The sequence below is a fragment of the Desulfofundulus thermosubterraneus DSM 16057 genome (genome assembly GCF_900142025.1).
In the GTDB taxonomy this organism is placed as follows: Bacteria; Bacillota; Desulfotomaculia; order Desulfotomaculales; family Desulfovirgulaceae; genus Desulfofundulus; species Desulfofundulus thermosubterraneus.
The window spans coordinates 1-13,907 of the sequence record NZ_FQZM01000060.1 but is presented as its reverse complement, the minus strand read 5'-3'; the positions used below and the strand labels follow the sequence as shown (position 1 = coordinate 13,907).

Below are 13,907 nucleotides of genomic sequence, written 5' to 3'. Positions count from 1 at the left end.
AAGCGCACTATATGGAGGTAACCGCTACTTATTGCGGGAGCTTACACAGCCACCAAAGGTGATGGCTGAAAAGCCTAAGAAAGCCCCGGCAAGTAAGGCTCATAAGCCAGCGCCAGACCATCCCTGGCGTCGTATGCCTATTAACCCGGCTAAAAAAGCAATACCTCTACCTCACAATAATATCTTACCCACCAATCAAGAGGGGTGACATTTTCTCTGTCCCGTTAAGGCGTTTTTGGGGTGACATTTTCACTGTCCCTTGACATGCTTAGTCAAACTACTGGATTTGCAAAGCTGTACCTAGAAAAGTCTAGTGTGGGAGGAACGGTGGTGCCGCGTTAGAAAACCGGGGAAGCACGGAAGGAAAAGCGGAAAAACGGCCAGGGGCCGGGTTTATCCCGGCCCCTCATTTAAGCAGTTCGGCCAATTTTTTCAACTCGTTCCCTGTCAACTCCCTGTATTCGGCGATCCGCTTTGCGGTTGTTTTGTATGCTCCCAACCCTTCCCGCTTTCCAACGGCAATTACGGCAACGAAGACGGTTTTTTCTTCCGGCAGGTAAACCAGGCGGTGCCCCCCAATACTGATCTTCCTCAGCCCAACCAGGTCGAGGCCCAATTTTTCACCCAGCGGTTTTCCGTAGTTCAGCGGGTCAACTTCAAGCTTTAAAGCCGCTTTCAGCACTTTCATGCGCACGCTCTTGTCGAGCTCTTCCAGGTCTTTTACCGCTTCGGGGAGCCATTTAACCGTCCACCGCGTCATCGGGAACCCCTTCCACTTCTTCGCGAGTTAACCCGAATCTTTTGAGTACATCGTCGGTATCTACCAAAGCTTTGGGAGACTTGAAGTGTTCGACAAGGCGGCGCAAAGCCAGCACGGCATAGTAAAGCTCTTCTACTCTTTGCTCTTCCAGGAGAAGTTCCCGGTAGTCGTCGATATTTATGAGAACTGCTTCAACCTCTTGTTCCCTGGTGATGAAAACAGGACGTTTTTTGATTTTTTCCAGGTAGGCTCCGAGGTTCTTGCTCAGTTTGGACGAGGAAACTAACTGGCTTGGACTTAGTAAGACAGGATCTTCTATATCGCTGAAAGACATAATGCTCATCTCCTTCTACTCCTTTCCGTAAATATCATATGTTTTCCGTACGTAAATTATACACCGTTACATTACGTACTTCAATCCCCTTTGAGAAGGAGGTGAAAACGCAAAAATGACCGAGCAATAGCCGCCGCAGGCCCCGCCCTTTAGGGCTGGGGATAAGGCGGCCAAATTTTGGGGTGCTGTAGTTATATCGCTACCTGTGGTATAATAATCATATGAGGCGCCAGTTCAAGTCCAACAACAATGTCGTGTATTCTTGCAAATACCATGTGGTTTGGTGTCCGAAGTACCGCCGTCCCGTTCTAAAAGACGGGGTGGACGTGCGGCTCAAGGAGATCCTCTTTGAGGTGGCTCGTGAGAAAGGGGCCGAAATCATCGAATTAGAGGTCATGCCGGATCACGTCCACCTGCTGGTGGAAGTGGACCCCCAGTTCGGCATTCACCGACTGGTGAAGCTCATGAAGGGCCGCTCCTCCCGCATCCTGCGGCAGGAGTTTCCGTGGCTCAGATCGAGATTACCCACACTTTGGACAAATAGCTACTTTGTGGCCACCGTTGGGGGTGCTCCTCTTGCGACCCTGCGCGAATACATCGAGAAGCAAAAGTACGTCTGAGACGCCCAGCTTCGTATGTGAGATCCCCCTCCGAGTCTCGCCCTCTCAGGAGAAGGTTTTGCTGGCCCGTCTGGAGGCGGCCCGCCAGCTCTACAACGCATGCTTAGGGGAAGCCGTGAAACGGGTAAAGCTCATCCAGCAGTCCAGGCTGTGGCAGAAAGCCTGGAAAGCAGGGGACAAAGATCAAAGAAACGCTCTCATCCGGGAAGCTTGCTCCAAATACGGTTTTACAGATGCCGCGTTGCAACACTATGCTATAGAAACACGGCGCTCCTGCTGGATAAGAGACCACCTGGACGTCCACGTCGCCCAGAAGCTGGGCACCAGGGCCTTCCGCGCCGCACAGAGGGTGCTCTTCGGGCAGGCCCGCAGGGTGCGCTTCAAAGGCAAAAACCAGATGGACACCGTGGAGGGCAAGAGCAACGACGCGGGCATCCGGTGGCGGGATGGCTGTGTGGCCTGGAAGGATCTCATCCTGCCTGCCTTCATCGACCCGGAGGACCCGGTAATCCGCCACGCCCTCTCCTGTCGAGTGAAGTACGTCCGCCTGGTGAGGCGCAAGGTAAACGGGCGCAACAGGTTTTACGCCCAGCTGATCTGCGAGGGCGCGCCCTACCAGAAACCCGAAAATGCCCTGGGAGAAGGGACTGTCGGCATCGACGCCGGCCCCTCTATCATCGCCCGTATCAACAGTAAAGAGGCGCGCCTGGACCGCTTTTGCGAGGAACTTGCAGAGAAGGAAGCGGAAATACGCAGGCTCCAGCGCAGGCTGGATCGTTCCCGCAGAACCAACAACCCGGAAAACTACAACCCCGACGGCACAGTAAAGAAAGGTCCGAAGCAGTGGAAGAAGACCAAGACGTACCTCAAGACCCAGGCCCGCCTGGCGGAAATATGGCGCAAATTGAGCGCCCACCGCAGGAGCCTCATTGGCAGAATGGTCAACGAAACCCTGCGCATGGGCAACGTGTTTAAGTTCGAAAAGCTTTCCTACCGGGCCTTACAAAAGACGTTTGGCAAGTCCGTCAACACCCGGGCGCCGGGGAGGTACTTTCAGGAACTCGCCCGCAAGGCTGAGAGTGCTGGCGGGAAGATCCTGGAGTTCCCCACCCGGCTTAAAGTCAAAGGTACAGAAACTCACGTTGGTCTTTCCAGCTACTGCATCTGCAGGGAACACAAGATGAAGTCTTTGTCCGAGCGCTGGCACATATGCCCCTGTGGTGTGAAGTGCCAACGGGACCTCTACAGTGCCTACCTGGCATGTTTTGTAGAAGAGGCCGGAGAAGACCATTTCGAGCTCGACGCAGGCGCTGCCGCGAGGCAGTGGCCGGGTCGGAGCCGCTCCTGCAAGCGGCGTCGGGCCGTATTCCCAACTCCCGAGTGTCCGGTTCCACCGGACAGCCCCGCGAGGGGACAGAGAGAGTCGCTGCGGAAGGGGGGACAGCCAAGGCCGAGGCCCGGGATGGTGTAGCGCCGCCTCCTGGCGGTGACGAGAGCCCGGGAGAGGCTGCGGTGGTTCCCCTCAGAACCCCCCGGCTTTAGCCGTGGGGAGGCTCAGCAAAGCCGACCTTGTCAAAGTAGTAGCCGACAAGACAGGCCTGAGCCGGAAGGGCGCGGAGCGGGCGGTGGCCGCCTTCATGGACGCGGTCCGGGAAGCGGTGACCCGCGGCGAAACCGTGCGGATTCCCGGGTTCGGCACGTTCGCGGTCAGGGAGCGAGCCGCGCGGCAGGGGCGGGACATCAAAACCGGGGAACCTATAACCGTCCCGGCACGGAAGGCCGTGGTGTTCCGCGCAGGGGAAGGGCTGAAGCGCGCGGTTGCGGTTTAACGTTCGTCGAAGAGCCCGGCCCGTGCGCGTCCATAAAGCGACGACGGGCCAGCCGATTTTTCCAAAACCCCCCTTCTTTCACTTCTCTACCCGGCTTTGTGCCGGGTGTTCTTTTTGGGGAGGGGAAAATCGTGCTTTTCCGGAATGTTGCTTCCGTTATTGCACTCTATGTTATTTTCCTGGGCATCGCTTACCGCGTCCTGCCTCATGTCAAGATACCTGCCTTCGTATTTTTCGCCTTACCAGGCGTGGTATGGGGGTTGGCTGACGCGGCGGACCTGACCGGTGCGGGAAGAAAGCGCGCGGTAACCATCTGGAGCGGGTTCGCAGCGGCAGTAACAGTTTCGGGGTGGTTCCTGCTGTTCCCGTTGCTGTTCAAGGCTTAGCAAAGGGGATGGTTTTTTGGGGAAACGGATAGCGATAACCGGCGCCCACGGTGCCGGGAAGACGACGCTGGCGAAGGCACTTTCAGAAACGCTCGACCTCCCGCTCATTACGGAGCGGGCGCGGGTGGTGGCCAGGAACATGGGGATCGGGCACTGCCGGGAGCTGGTCCAAAACCGCGCCCTGGCCTGGAGGTTTCAGGAGGAAGTGCTGGAGGCCCAGATTCGTGCCCAATCGGAGCATCCGGGTGGCTTTGTAAGCGACCGGAGCACGCTGGACTGTATCGCCTATTTCAGGCTCTACCTTGGTGATCGTTTCAGGGGAGCAGAAGCATCCCGCTACTACTACCGCGCCCGGTTCCATGCTTGGCGGAAGCTGGACTTGCTGGTATACGTCCCCCCGGTCTCCCGGGTCGAGCCCGACGGGTTCAGGCTGGAAGGCTTCGCGGGACAGGTAGACTCGCTCATCCGGGCAGAGGTCGACATGGCGGAGGGGTACGGCCTGGCGGTGGTCCGGGTGGGGTGCGGCCCGGTGAATGAACGGGTCGCGGAAGTGCTGGCGTACCTGTATACCGATAGTTGAGTTGGATGAGCTACGGCGGCGCGTCAAAAGGTGCATTCTCAACCTGGCCAGGAAGCTGGCGTAGTATTACAGCATTTCCGCTGGCCCGCCCGCGACGGGTGTCCCGGGCGTGGAGTCCCGGCCCGGATGGGCGGCGGGCCGGCTTCTTCTAAGATCCTCCCCCTTTTTGTTTGCCCGGTTAGGTGCCGGGCTTTTTCTTTTTCCTGGGGGTGGTGGAAATGCTTGCCCGGGTCAAACAGTGGTGGGAAACCGCCGCGCCGTACGTGATAATCGCGGCCTACGCAGTCGAGCTGGCGTTCTTCCTGCTGATTCTGTTGTGTGCCCTGCGGGTATTGGTGCCCGTACCGGCGAAAATCATCGCCTTTCCGGGTAAGGGGGTGGTCATGTGAGAGTGGGCGTGACTGATCACGCGGTGGAGCAGTACCGCAAGAAGTACCTGCGGTACCACGGGGATGAAATGTCCGACGAGGAAATCCGCGCTGTGCTGATCCGCGTGGTGGAACGGGGCAGGCGGCTCCGGAGACTGCCGGGCGGCGTCCGGGAGTACGTCCTGGACGGCCTGGCGGTGGTCGTTGACGACCGCAATCCCGGAAACGTCACGGTGATAACATTTTTGGGGTACTACGATTGGAGGTGGTGGTGGAGGAAAAAGGAAACGGGAATGCGTCGATCTCCGAAAGTCCTGGCGGCGCTCTGACCCCGTTCCGTTCCGCACATTTCTTTAAGGCGCGCGGGCGGAACGGAACAAAACGCCAGTCCCGTAAAGTTCAGATATCTAAACATCCAGTCAAGTTTTTCTGAAAAAGGTCTGCTCACGGACGACCATTCGTCCGAGCAATCACAATTACAGAAGGAGGTTTTATCACTATGCGCAAAACAAGCTCGCTGTGCAAACACCTGTTAAGCTTCGCGTTTCTCTTTCTGGTGAGCCTGTTCTGCTTCGCCCCGGCGGTCCTGGCTGCTCCAAGTGATTTACCGCCGGCGGATCTCTTCAAGCCGGATCCCCAGGTGGTCACCACGGGCGGCTCGGCGGCGGTCTTCATCAAAGTCATCTCGTGGCTAGTGGCCCTGGTGGCCGGGATCTACTTCGCCTGGGCGCTCTTCCACTTCGTGCTCCACGATCTGAGGGACATATTCACCGGCAAAGCCGACCTCAAGGGCAAGTCTACCAGGTTCGTCGCCCTTGGCGTGTGCTTTATTATCCTCCTGCTGGCCATCACTGGCCAGTGGTACACCGTGGTCCAGGTGGTCTGGGACAAGATCGTGACTCCTCTCATCAATACCTTAGGAGGGAAGTAGTAGTGAAGAGGTTAGGCCGGGTTTTTACGGCGGCCGTCCTGGCCTTTTTGCTGGTATTCCCCGTCCTGTGCCTCGCCCCGCCCGCCCCGGACACACCGTGCCCCGGCGGTAAGGCCGTCCCGGTCCTGAAAGCGGCCTCTGCCGCTACCGGGAACGCCGGGGCGGGCAAGTCTTCGTCGTCCGGCAGTAAAAGCAGCGGGAGCAATCAGAGCGGCAAGAACACGCAGGGAAGCGGGGGAGGCGGTGGTGGTGGCGATGGCCTCCTGGCCAAAATATCCCAGCTCATCGACACCATCAAGGCGTTCGTTGATACAGTAGGCAAAATCCTCCGGGGCGAGATCTTCGACATCTTCGTGGAGTGGTGGGGCAAACAGCTCCAGAAGACCCTGGACCCGCTGATAGGGGCCTTCGGGGCGGTGTTCCTGTACACGCCGTACCTTCACTCCCACCCGTGGGTGCACTCCTGGTGGTCCTGGACGTTCTGGATATCCTTCGGGTTACTCTTCGCGGCCACCGTGTGGGCCGGCATAAAGGTGTTCACGGCCAGCGCCGACCCCGGGAAGGACATGTGGAAGCCGCTCAAAGTGGTAGGCGTGGCGCTCGTCTCCGCTCTCGTATCCCTCTGGGCGGTGGACTTCCTGATCCTGCTGGTCAACAAGATGGGCGCGGCGATCCTCACTGACGCGGTCAAACAGGTGGCTTCCCTCGGCGGTAAGCAAATCGCCCTGAACGGCCAGGACGACGGCGCCCTGGCCATGGGACTGCTGTTTTCGTCGGACGCCGCGCTGAAGAACCCTCCCGCGCTTTACCAGATGCTCGTCCCCCAGGGGTTATTTTTGCTCACTATCATCATGATCGAAATACTCGTCCTGGCGCTTTTCGCTATGGCCCGCTTCTTCGTCCTGTGCGTGCTGGCTGTCGCCGCGCCCCTGTACTTCGTGGGGGCGTCGCTCACTTCCAGAATGGAAACCCTGGTGGGGTGGTGGGCGCTGGTTGCTCGAACGGTGTTCTTCCAGCTGGTCTACGCCGTGGCGTGGAACTTCTGCGTCAGCGTGAGGTTCGCTGAGGAAGGTAAGGCGGCGTCGTCCGGCCCGCTGGCTTCTCCCTCGGCGGCGTTCTTCGGTGCAAAAGCTACCTTCATCGAGATGGTCATCCTGCTGGCGCTGATCTACGTCACCTGGAAGTTCTGGGCAAGGCCGACGTGGACGGCCCTTAAGGAACCGGCGACGTTGGGCGGCGCGAGGGTGATCCTTTCGGCGGCGGCCCTCGCCTCGGACGCCAGCCGCGTGCTGGGCCTCGTCTCCAAAACCATGCACGACCCGGGCATCGGCGCGGCGGGCATCAAGCTCGGGGAGTACGCCGGGAGGCTCCGCAGGCGGGGCGAGGATCTGTTGAGGCAGAGCGGCGCCGGGGAGAAAACCCGCAACCGGCGTTTTGAACCCGGCTTCTTCGGGAAGGTCATCGACCGCGTGGCTCCGGTGCCGGAGAGGATCAGGTCGGTGGAGGTGGCGCGCGTGGAAGGAAAGCCTTTTGAAGAGAACGGCGTAACGTGGTCCGCCGTCCGGATACCGGAGGGCGAAACGCAAAACGCGCTCAAGGCCCTGAAGGGGGCCGGGATACCGGACGCGGCGGTCCGCGTAGATCTCAATGCAACGGACGTGATCCTGGTGGCGCACGGCTACGCCTCCCGCGCTGTCCAGGTGCTGAAAGCGGCGTTCAAGAAGCGGATCCCGTACTGGACGGACGGCAATTATTTCGTCGTGCTCCAGGACGGCATACCCGTCCACGTCCCTGCGCCGCCCGACAACGGCATAAACATGGGGCGGTGGCGGCAGTGAGACTACTGAAAAGCCGGGTACCGAAAAACCCGGCTTTTTGCGAGGTAGGTGATAGTGGTTGCAGCCTGTATTCTTTCCCGCTGACGTTAGACAAGACGTGTCGGTCTTCGGCGTCCGCGTTGGACTTCTGTGGATCCCGGTACTGGGGTTGTTCGCCGGATTCCTCCTCTTCGCGTACCTCCCGCCGGGGTTCCCGGTACTGCCGCGGTTCCTGATCCTGGTGGTGCCTCCGCTGGCGCTGTTTTTCTTCCTGGCGGCGCGCGTGGACGTGTTCTGGAAGAAGTTCCGGGCGTACGGGAAAGAGCCGTCTTTGAGGCTCCCCGACGCGCGGGGCGGGCCGGGGAGTTTCCAGTCCCTCGTGTCGGCCTCCGCTTCCGAAGACACCTTCATCCTGGAGTTCGACGACGGCTCCCGGGGGGCGGTGCTCTCGGTCGTCCCCGCCCCCTGGGAGGTGATGACCGAGGGCGACCAGACGAGCGCCGTGGCGGCTTTCGGGGCCGCCCTCTCAAGGGTGGGCGTGGCGGACGCCGAGGTTACCGTGTACCTGGACGCGGACGCCGACCTCCCCAGGGCGGAGTGGGAGCGGAAGGAGGCCCGCTGGCGGAGCGCCTTCCCGGAAGGTTCCGGGCTGAGGAGGATCGCCGAAGCCAGGCTGGCACACTTCCGCGGGCTCGAGCGGACGAAACCCCGGGCCGCCGTCCGGATCAGGTGGAAGCCGTACGACGCCGCCCTGCCCAGGAAGCCGAAGGACGACGCCGACCGCGAAGCGCTTGTCAGGCGGGCCGTGGCCGACCTGGTTTCCGGTTTCGCGGCGGAACTCGAACGCTCGGGTGCGAAGGTGCGCGTCCTCGGGGCGGAAGCGGTGCGGGACCTCGCCGCGAGGCAGGTCCATCCCCTGGACTGGCGGAGGCTCGCGCCGGTCACCGGGACGGACTGGCTCGGCGGAGCCCGCGGCGAAGAAAAGAGGGACCGGACCCGCGCGGCGAGCGCCGGCTCCGGGCTCCTGTCCCGGTTCCGCCGTAACGGTACCGGCACGGCACAAGAAAACCCGCGGGTGAAGGCCAGGGTCATCGCGGTCGCGGCGGCGTCCGAAGCCGGACTGAGGGAGGCGGCGAAAACCGCCCTCCGCACAGCGGAACGCGAAAACCTGCCCCTGGTGGACGCCGACCCGCGCGGTTTCGTGGCGTCCGAAGCCAGGCTTGAAGAGGATACCGCCGCCCGGTTCGACTGGCGGTTCAATCCCGGCGGGGGCGGCTTCACCCTCCCCAGCGGCGTCCGGCTCTGGCCGGTTTCGGGCCGCCTCTTCGCGGTGGGCGACTATTCTGGAACGCTGAGGGAGATCCTGTCCGAGGCCGGGGAGGTCGTCGTGGTGAACCTGGGCACCGGGACCCTGCCGGAGGGGGTGGAAGCGGAGCGGGTAGTGGTCGTGGTTACCGACGCGGCCGATGTGGAGGTTATGCGCCGCCTCTACCCGCCGGGCCGCACCGGGCGGGTGGAGGTGGTCATAGGGGGCGGGGACCCCGGCCTAGCGGAGGTGGTGCGGAGGATGGGGTATCTCTGCCGGTAGGGGTCGTTCCCCTGCCCTGAAACCCCATCCAGAGGCGCTGGAAGACTTTTTAAAAAGGGGTTTTCGGGAAATAAATACTCCCCACAAATTCCACCGGAACATCTCCGCCTTCAGGACCTTTTAAAAACGTCTGAGGGTCGTCCGCGGAATCAGCTTTTCCAGCTGGCCTCTCCGGGAAGCACCGTTTCGACAGTGGGAAAATCTTTGACGTTTGAGGTGACCACCTTCAGGTTCCTCAACTCGGCCGTCGCCGCGATCAGGCAGTCGGCCATTCCCAGGGTTCTGCCTTTTGCGGCCTGATCCCGCCGGATTTCGGCGGCGCGTCCGGCAACTCTGCGGTCCACGGGAAGCATTTCCCACGCTTCCAACAGCTTTTCGACGGCGGCTCTTGCTTTTTCAGTACGAGCCCCGTACAGGAGTTCGTGGTAGACGATCACGCTGGTGGCCGCGGAACCGGACGCCACCACCTGTTCCAGCCAGGCGTCCGCATCGGGGGACAGCCTCCCGGTCAGGTGGTCGATCAAGACGCAGGTATCTATCAGGTAGCCCATGCCGGCGGCTCACCATCCTCACCGCGCACTTTTCGGACCCAGTCTACCCCCGGAACTTCCGCCCACTCCGGTGCGTCCTCCGGTCCGAGAATCCCCCGGGTTTCCCTCAACCCCCTGAGCCGTATTTCACGGGCCACTTTTTCCGCAACCGCCTGGACGATAAACTCGTTGCGGCTCATACCGAGAAGTTTCAAGAGTTGTTCCATTTGTGCGACGATATTTTTTGGTAACCTGATATGCACCATACGGGTGTTATCCATTTTGTAACACCTCCTGTTATATACTCATGTTATCAAAACATAAAGAAAAGGTCAATTCCGGAGCGAGGTGACTCAATTGTTCTTGAAAATGCTCAAACGCGGAAAAAACATGAAACCAGGGGCAGAATCGAATTCGGCCAGCGGGCTCGCCGACTGGGTCGCTGAACGCGCCGGCGGCCTGGAACGGAAGCGCACCAGCCTGGCCGTGGGCGGTGAGGTGTGGCACCGGACGTTCGTCGTGCACGGGTGGCCCCAGGCGGTGTCCCCCGAATGGCTCCGGCCGCTCGTCCGGGAGCCCCTGCCGGAAGGGTGCTCGCTCCGCATAGCCGTCCACTACCGGCCCGCCAGGGTGGACTGGAACTGGGCCACGAACATGCGGGTGCGGCGGCTCGAACGGAGCGTCCAGAGCGCGGCGGAGTCCGGGTCGCCCCCGTCCCCGGACGAAGTGCGCGCGCTGGAGTCCATCCGGATCCTGCAGGAGAAGACCCTCTACCACGGCGCGGCGGTGTTCGACGTGTGGTGCGTCGTCACGGTCTCGGCCGCTTCGCCGGAAGCCCTGGAGGTGGCCTCCTCGCGCCTGGAGAAGGTGTGCCGGAACGCCAGGATAGCCGTCTCCCGGGCGCCTTACGAGCAAACCGACGCCTTCATGGCGGGGTGGGTCGTGGGTGTGCCGGACGGCGAATTCTTCAAGCGCCACCCCGGGCGGCTCGCCGACGAGGACAGCGCCGCGGCGCTCTACCCCTTCACCTACGGCACCCTGGACGACGGGACGGGCATATACATAGGCAACCGGGCGGCGGACGACGGGGACGGGTCTTTCATCTTCCTGGACCTGGAGCGCGACCCGGAAGGCAACAAGAACTTCGTCGTCCTGGGCGCGTCGGGCGAGGGCAAGTCCACCTTCATGAAGTCCTTGCTCACATCGCTCCTCCTGGAAGAGTACCAGTGCTTTGTGTTCGACGTGGACGGGGAGTACCGGTTCCTCTGCAACCAGGTGGGCGGCCTGTGGGTGGACCACACCCTGTCCTCCGGGCGGTACGTGGACCCCCTGAGGGTGCCGCCCCCGCTGGGTGACCCGAACGAGGACGCGGCGCGGCTCGACGGGGTGCTGAACGCCGTCATGCGCACGGCGAGCCTCCTGGCCGGAGGGCTGTCGCCCGCCGAGGCGAACGCCGCCGACCGGGCGCTGATGCGCCTCTGGGAGAAGTGCGGGGTCAGGCGGGACGACCAGGGCACGTGGGCGCGCCTGAACGAAAGGCGGGTCCATGACTGGTACGCCCAGCTGAAGGCGCTGGCGAATGAAGGCGCGCCGGGAGCCGGGTCCCTGGCCGACAAGCTCTGGCGGTTTTTCGAGGGTGCCCAGAGCCGGATGTTCGCCGTGCCGGACGACGTGGACTTCGGCGGCTCTCCCCTGGTGGTCTTCCACGTGGCCCAGACGGTGAACAACGAGCTGGAGGAACACACGGCGGCGGTCAAGATGTCCCTGGCATTGACCTCCGTGTGGGACGCCGTGCGGCGCAACAGGATCCGGGGGAATCGCTGGTCGGCGGTGTTCTGCGACGAGGGCCAGCGGCTGCTCCTGGACCCCAACGCCAGCCGGTTCGTGAACACCCTGGCCACGACCATCCGGAAGTGGAACGGCCTCCTGGTCCTGGCCACCAACAAACCGTCGGTGCTCTGGGCGCACGCGGAGGGCGGCACCGAGGGCGGGTCCGGGCTCTGGAGCAACTCGGCATATAAGGTCCTCTTCTGGCTCGAGGACGCGGACATGATGGCGGTGGAGAAAAACGCGGAACTCCCCGCCCCGGTGCTGTCCACCATAAGGAAGCTGAGGCGGACCCACCGGTTCGTCCTCAGGGTGCTCGATAAGGGCTTCGACGTGCTGAAGCTGAGTTTGCCGGCTGAGGAGCTGGCGCTCTACAAAACGAGGGGGCTTGCGGAGGAGCGGTAGTTTGTGGTATTCTTGGTGGGGAAGAGGGCTTGTTTTCGAAAGATTTTTCCTGTGGTCTTGGTAATCCAACCAAATCAAGGATGTAACCGGTGTAACCACTATGTAACCAGTATGTAACCACTCAGGAATCCAGTAAAATCAGGGGTGTAACCACTGTAACCACTTTTTTTATGGATTTTTTTAAAGGAGGGGTTTCCCGGGCTGGTAAATATGTCAAATATACCCAACCCCGGAACCCCCGTCGTTGCTGGATTTTTTGCGATGTTGCACCTTAGGTGCAACGTTCTAGCACCCGGGGGTGCTAGGGGGCAGAAGCTGGAAAGCCTTGCGGCTCAAGGCTTCCCTGGCACGGGCCGGAAGCGTGTTGCACTCCGGGTGCAACATGCCTCAGCCCTTGCGGCTCAAGGCGTTGAGGCCAATTTCCAGCCGAATGTTAAAAAGGTGATCTCGGAGGCCCTATATAAGTACATGTTTTTTTTGGGTGCAACATACCCCTCCCTTATATACCTCCAGCCCTAGAGCCATGCGGGTTTGACCGTGTTGCACCCTGGGTACAACACCCATTATTTGCCAACCCGGAAAACCTTGCGGCCCTAAGGCGGAAGGCAATTCGACCTTGTTGCACCCCTGGGTGCAACAAGGTGCTACATGAGGTGCAACATCAGAGAAGGAAAAAAGCGATCTCAGGAATATTCCTGAGATCGTTTTTTTTCTTTTAACTAGTAACTAGGTCGCCTGTTTTCATTGATACAAAGCCTTTCTTTGATAGCTGCCTGGAGCAATTGAGAAAAGTTTATTTTTTCTTTCTCCGCCAGGTCATTCAACCACTTGGGGAGAGTGACTGTTTTTTTCACGGCTTTCCTGGCCATCCTGTCCCGGACCAGGGGCATCCAGGCTTCGATAACGGTAACAAACCCGTTTTCAGGAACTCTGACTTTCTCGGGGGGAGTGGGGGAAGGGATCTCATCTCCGTCTTCCTCCATCCCGTACAGGTGGAGCTCCAGCGCTTCCCTGGCCATCTGCAGAGCCTCTTCTAAGGTGTCTCCCTCCGTAATACAACCCGGCAGATCCGGGAATGTGACGCAGTAACCTTTCTTTTCACCGGTTTCGAAAACGGCCGGAAAAATGTACTTATCCACGATTATTCACTCCTCCATTGAAATTTGTGCCTGCCTGAAGATGCTTCGCACGGTTTTCGGGTCAAGATCTTTTCGTGGATGCGGTACCGTGACCTTGCCGGGTTTGGTCGGGTGCTTCAACTGGACATGCGATCCTTCCTGGTTTTTTACCACCCAGCCGTTCTTTTTAAGAATCCGGAGAATTTCTGTGGACGAATAGCTTTTCATCGCTTACACCTTAATTCTTCAGTTGAACTAATTATAAAACGTGTTATTAATACGTGTCAACAAGAGGCCGATCCCGAAGATGCAGTTTCGGAATTGGCCTTTTCTTTTTCCCAAAAGGCGTTGACTTCCTCCCCAGGGCTAAAGCCCGGGGATTCCTTCAGGCGGCTTACGCCGCCCTCCGGCTGCCGCTCGCCGCTTTAGGCGTACCGGCGGCAGATTCGAAGCGGCTTACCCACCGATGGCGGTTCCACCGGAGGGCAAGCGGCTTCAGGGGCGCGGCTGTCAATTCTCACTTTAATTTAGCCCAACCCCTGCCCATTTTCGCAGACTAAACAATCTGCAACTATTTCCGATACCAGAATAATCTGCAACTGCTTCGCATATTGTTTTGGTATTTCAGGTCAGTCAGTCCGTCTATTCACCAGAATATGACAACCAGTGATTGACCCCTTTTCTTCCGGCTGTGGAACAGGTAGAATATTTGCTGGAAGTGACCGCCATGCAGCAGATATTTTACACGCCTGTACCGCCGGAAGAATACGCCCGCCTGGGCAAAGATTTTCCTTTTCCCCAACCCACCTCATGC

Annotated in this window: 19 protein-coding genes; 12 read left to right on the top strand and 7 right to left on the bottom strand. The window is 60.1% G+C overall.

The window, feature by feature from the left end:
* Positions 1 to 208 (top strand): hypothetical protein (locus tag BUA65_RS18675; protein WP_207543923.1); only part of this gene is annotated, 208 nt, incomplete at its 5' end.
* 198 nt (positions 209 to 406) lie between these two features.
* Here BUA65_RS18675 and BUA65_RS16405 read toward each other — a convergent pair.
* Positions 407 to 760 (bottom strand): type II toxin-antitoxin system RelE family toxin, encoded by a 354-nt coding sequence (locus BUA65_RS16405; protein WP_072871281.1) that lies wholly within the window; start codon positions 758 to 760, stop codon positions 407 to 409.
* Positions 741 to 1,094, bottom strand: coding sequence for a type II toxin-antitoxin system Phd/YefM family antitoxin (locus BUA65_RS16400; protein ID WP_165613288.1), 354 nt, complete (start codon positions 1,092 to 1,094; stop codon positions 741 to 743). Before BUA65_RS16400 ends, BUA65_RS16405 begins: the two co-directional genes overlap by 20 nt.
* A 221-nt stretch (positions 1,095 to 1,315) precedes the next feature.
* Between BUA65_RS16400 and tnpA the strand changes: the two genes are divergently transcribed.
* The 8 genes from tnpA to BUA65_RS16365 all read left to right on the top strand — a co-directional run bounded on the left by tnpA (position 1,316) and on the right by BUA65_RS16365 (position 5,808).
* Positions 1,316 to 1,714: an IS200/IS605 family transposase gene (gene tnpA, locus BUA65_RS16395; protein ID WP_072871277.1), complete on the top strand. Its 399-nt coding sequence runs from the start codon at positions 1,316 to 1,318 to the stop codon at positions 1,712 to 1,714.
* A 58-nt stretch (positions 1,715 to 1,772) separates the two neighbouring features.
* A complete protein-coding gene (locus tag BUA65_RS16390; RefSeq protein ID WP_072871275.1) occupies positions 1,773 to 3,185 on the top strand; it encodes a hypothetical protein in 1,413 nt (470 codons plus the stop codon).
* Between the two features lie 73 nt (positions 3,186 to 3,258).
* Positions 3,259 to 3,543, top strand: coding sequence for an HU family DNA-binding protein (locus BUA65_RS16385; RefSeq protein ID WP_072871273.1), 285 nt, complete (start codon positions 3,259 to 3,261; stop codon positions 3,541 to 3,543).
* A gap of 131 nt (positions 3,544 to 3,674) precedes the next feature.
* The gene (locus BUA65_RS16380; RefSeq protein ID WP_072871271.1) at positions 3,675 to 3,929 is read left to right on the top strand and encodes a hypothetical protein; all 255 of its coding nucleotides are present in this window, start codon (positions 3,675 to 3,677) and stop codon (positions 3,927 to 3,929) included.
* Between the two features lie 16 nt (positions 3,930 to 3,945).
* Positions 3,946 to 4,509: an ATP/GTP-binding protein gene (locus tag BUA65_RS16375; protein ID WP_072871268.1), complete on the top strand. Its 564-nt coding sequence runs from the start codon at positions 3,946 to 3,948 to the stop codon at positions 4,507 to 4,509.
* A gap of 218 nt (positions 4,510 to 4,727) precedes the next feature.
* Positions 4,728 to 4,898, top strand: a complete 171-nt coding sequence (locus tag BUA65_RS18430; protein ID WP_165613287.1) for a hypothetical protein — start codon at positions 4,728 to 4,730, stop codon at positions 4,896 to 4,898.
* Positions 4,895 to 5,206: a hypothetical protein gene (locus tag BUA65_RS16370; RefSeq protein ID WP_072871266.1), complete on the top strand. Its 312-nt coding sequence runs from the start codon at positions 4,895 to 4,897 to the stop codon at positions 5,204 to 5,206. The genes BUA65_RS18430 and BUA65_RS16370 overlap by 4 nt, the downstream gene beginning before the upstream one ends.
* Before the next feature lie 170 nt (positions 5,207 to 5,376).
* Positions 5,377 to 5,808: a hypothetical protein gene (locus BUA65_RS16365; RefSeq protein ID WP_072871264.1), complete on the top strand. Its 432-nt coding sequence runs from the start codon at positions 5,377 to 5,379 to the stop codon at positions 5,806 to 5,808.
* 11 nt (positions 5,809 to 5,819) lie between these two features.
* On the opposite strand, the gene BUA65_RS18080 is transcribed toward BUA65_RS16365, so the two are convergent.
* On the bottom strand, positions 5,820 to 6,257 hold the full coding sequence (locus BUA65_RS18080; protein ID WP_131821544.1) for a hypothetical protein: 438 nt from the start codon (positions 6,255 to 6,257) through the stop codon (positions 5,820 to 5,822).
* Between BUA65_RS18080 and BUA65_RS16360 the strand changes: the two genes are divergently transcribed.
* Together BUA65_RS16360 and BUA65_RS16355 are read left to right on the top strand one after the other, a co-directional pair.
* Positions 6,225 to 7,646 carry a hypothetical protein gene (locus tag BUA65_RS16360; protein WP_131821543.1) on the top strand — a complete coding sequence of 474 codons (1,422 nt, stop codon included), beginning with the start codon at positions 6,225 to 6,227 and terminating at the stop codon, positions 7,644 to 7,646. The genes BUA65_RS18080 and BUA65_RS16360 overlap by 33 nt on opposite strands.
* A 58-nt stretch (positions 7,647 to 7,704) precedes the next feature.
* On the top strand, positions 7,705 to 9,213 hold the full coding sequence (locus BUA65_RS16355) for a TraC family protein (RefSeq protein WP_072871260.1): 1,509 nt from the start codon (positions 7,705 to 7,707) through the stop codon (positions 9,211 to 9,213).
* A gap of 149 nt (positions 9,214 to 9,362) precedes the next feature.
* Here the strand turns inward: BUA65_RS16355 and BUA65_RS16350 are convergent, their stop codons facing one another.
* Both BUA65_RS16350 and BUA65_RS16345 read right to left on the bottom strand, forming a co-directional pair.
* Positions 9,363 to 9,764: a type II toxin-antitoxin system VapC family toxin gene (locus tag BUA65_RS16350; RefSeq protein ID WP_072871258.1), complete on the bottom strand. Its 402-nt coding sequence runs from the start codon at positions 9,762 to 9,764 to the stop codon at positions 9,363 to 9,365.
* On the bottom strand, positions 9,752 to 10,024 hold the full coding sequence (locus tag BUA65_RS16345; protein ID WP_072871256.1) for a YlcI/YnfO family protein: 273 nt from the start codon (positions 10,022 to 10,024) through the stop codon (positions 9,752 to 9,754). The genes BUA65_RS16350 and BUA65_RS16345 overlap by 13 nt, the downstream gene beginning before the upstream one ends.
* Before the next feature lie 76 nt (positions 10,025 to 10,100).
* Between BUA65_RS16345 and BUA65_RS16340 the strand changes: the two genes are divergently transcribed.
* On the top strand, positions 10,101 to 11,975 hold the full coding sequence (locus tag BUA65_RS16340; RefSeq protein WP_131821542.1) for a VirB4 family type IV secretion system protein: 1,875 nt from the start codon (positions 10,101 to 10,103) through the stop codon (positions 11,973 to 11,975).
* Positions 11,976 to 12,694: 719 nt separating this feature from the next.
* On the opposite strand, the gene BUA65_RS16330 is transcribed toward BUA65_RS16340, so the two are convergent.
* Together BUA65_RS16330 and BUA65_RS16325 are read right to left on the bottom strand one after the other, a co-directional pair.
* Positions 12,695 to 13,114: a type II toxin-antitoxin system HicB family antitoxin gene (locus BUA65_RS16330; protein ID WP_207543922.1), complete on the bottom strand. Its 420-nt coding sequence runs from the start codon at positions 13,112 to 13,114 to the stop codon at positions 12,695 to 12,697.
* Positions 13,115 to 13,120: 6 nt separating this feature from the next.
* Entirely contained in the window at positions 13,121 to 13,321 is a 201-nt protein-coding gene (locus tag BUA65_RS16325) for a type II toxin-antitoxin system HicA family toxin (RefSeq protein ID WP_072871248.1), read from the bottom strand.
* Positions 13,322 to 13,907 lie beyond the last annotated feature (586 nt).